This window comes from uncultured Campylobacter sp. (assembly GCF_938045465.1).
In the GTDB taxonomy this organism is placed as follows: Bacteria; Campylobacterota; Campylobacteria; order Campylobacterales; family Campylobacteraceae; genus Campylobacter_B.
Window position 1 is genome coordinate 1 of sequence record NZ_CALIBF010000021.1, and the last position, 1707, is coordinate 1707.

Below are 1707 nucleotides of genomic sequence, written 5' to 3' on the forward strand. Positions count from 1 at the left end.
GATACGGCGCGGATACGGTGCTTCAAATTTTATGGGCGGCGAAAACCATCCAGCCGGAGCTTTTTGCCGACATCGACGTGAAAGCCGAAACGAAAGCGTTTTATAAAAAATTTATGAATTGCGAGCTAAGCGACGCGGAGTTTGGATATATTTTAAAAGGACTTAGCCCGGATGGTAAATAGCGCGCGGCACCGAAGCAACGGCATCAGCGCCGCACCTAGTAGGCAGCATCCATGCCGAATGCTCATCGTGTAGTAGGCGGCGAATACATCGGCACAGAATGTTTCATCGTGCGGCGATACATCGGCGCCGAGCAGACCGCCCGTCCTATCTCGACACCGGATAGACAAATCGTCTAGTCATACGGGCGAGCGGGCGTCGTATCGTCAAAACAAGCGCCGCTATCTCGCATTTTGGCGCGTTGAAGTGCGAATGCCACCCACATAAAAGCGCAGATCACATCGGTGCTCGGCACGTCGATACCTAAATGACGGCGTCGCTATCGTATTGCCTTACCGAAGCGGCATCGGCGGCGGGCGCGTGCCGAGCAAACATAGCCGCAGTGTGTCAAACGGGCGGTGCGAGGCGGGGTAAATTTAAACCCACGACAAGCAAACAAGGGCAAAACGAAGCTGCGAGATAAAATTTAAAGCAAAGGAGGCGGTCATGGAAATTTCATTTTTTACGACGCTTAAGCCTCCTCTAGCGGGCGCTTGGATACCCTCATTTGCGATGGTGCTGATACAATTCGCGTATATGTTTATCTACAAAGAGGTCGGCAAGCGCGCCACCGATACCTCGTGGTACACGCTCGCGGACAAGCGAAATGCGATCATAAGCTCGCTGCTGCAAGTAGTGCTGCTTATTTTATCGGTGTTCGTGCCGCTTAAGACGGGCAGCGCATGGTTTTGGATCGGAGCGGTGATCTACGTAACGGCTTTCGCGGGCTTTATCAAGGCGTTTTACGACTATGCGGCAGCGCCTGCGGACAAAGCCGCACAAAGCGGCATCTACCGCCTATCGCGCAATCCGATGTATTTCTTTTATTTCCTCGGCATGGCGGACGTTTGCGTCGCCTCGGCGTCGCTATGGCTACTCATAGCGATAGTGCCCTTTGCCATATACAACCATCTCGTGGTCCTGGGCGAGGAGCGCTACTGCGAGCGAGCCTACGGACAGGAGTATCTAAAGTATAAACGCAAGACGCCGAGATATTTTTTGTTCTTTTAAGAGAATGGCGCGCGATTGAGCTTTAAAGCAGAGGCGTAAATTTAGACGGTATTTTTAAAATTTTAACTAGATTTGCGGACTAATTTTAAAATTTCGCTCGAAATTTTAAGGACTGCGAGGTATGGGCTTAAATTTAGAACTAAATTTAAGCCCGAAATTTCAAATTCATTCGCTATCTAGGCTAAATTTAAAATGGCTCGGTATCTAAAGCGCCCATTAAATTTAGGCTTGCATGTGCCGCGACGCTCATCAGCGCGCGACTCCGCGAACGCCAAAAATAACTATGACGACAGCTACTAAGCAAAGCTTAATTCACGCTTATACCCGCATATGCCGCTAATTTCCGCTTGCATACGCAGATAGGGTACCCGGATCCTCAGGAGCGAACCGATCGTCCGAAATAAAGTCCTCCTCGCCCGAAAGCACGCTCATCGCGCTGATACGCGAGATCAGCAGGCGGTCCTCGGCGATGTCGGC

General features: G+C 50.9%; 2 protein-coding genes and 1 pseudogene. All 3 read left to right on the plus strand.

The genetic code is table 11. The features are described from left to right. Window positions 1–182 (plus strand): annotated as a pseudogene (locus Q0413_RS01155) (peptide ABC transporter substrate-binding protein); the annotation flags it as partial. A 51-nt stretch (window positions 183–233) separates the two neighbouring features. Continuing rightward, window positions 234–359: a hypothetical protein gene (locus Q0413_RS01160; RefSeq protein ID WP_298986425.1), complete on the plus strand. Its 126-nt coding sequence runs from the start codon at window positions 234–236 to the stop codon at window positions 357–359. Between the two features lie 307 nt (window positions 360–666). Further along, window positions 667–1230, plus strand: coding sequence for an isoprenylcysteine carboxylmethyltransferase family protein (locus Q0413_RS01165; protein ID WP_298986429.1), 564 nt, complete (start codon window positions 667–669; stop codon window positions 1228–1230). The last annotated feature ends 477 nt before the right edge of the window (window positions 1231–1707 follow it).

Bases quoted from the DNA above. Each gene is read 5' to 3' on its own strand.
- Q0413_RS01160 (WP_298986425.1), top strand. From the start codon at position 234: ATGCCGAATGCTCATCGTGTAGTAGGCGGCGAATACATCGGCACAGAA.
- Q0413_RS01165 (WP_298986429.1), top strand. From the start codon at position 667: ATGGAAATTTCATTTTTTACGACGCTTAAGCCTCCTCTAGCGGGCGCT.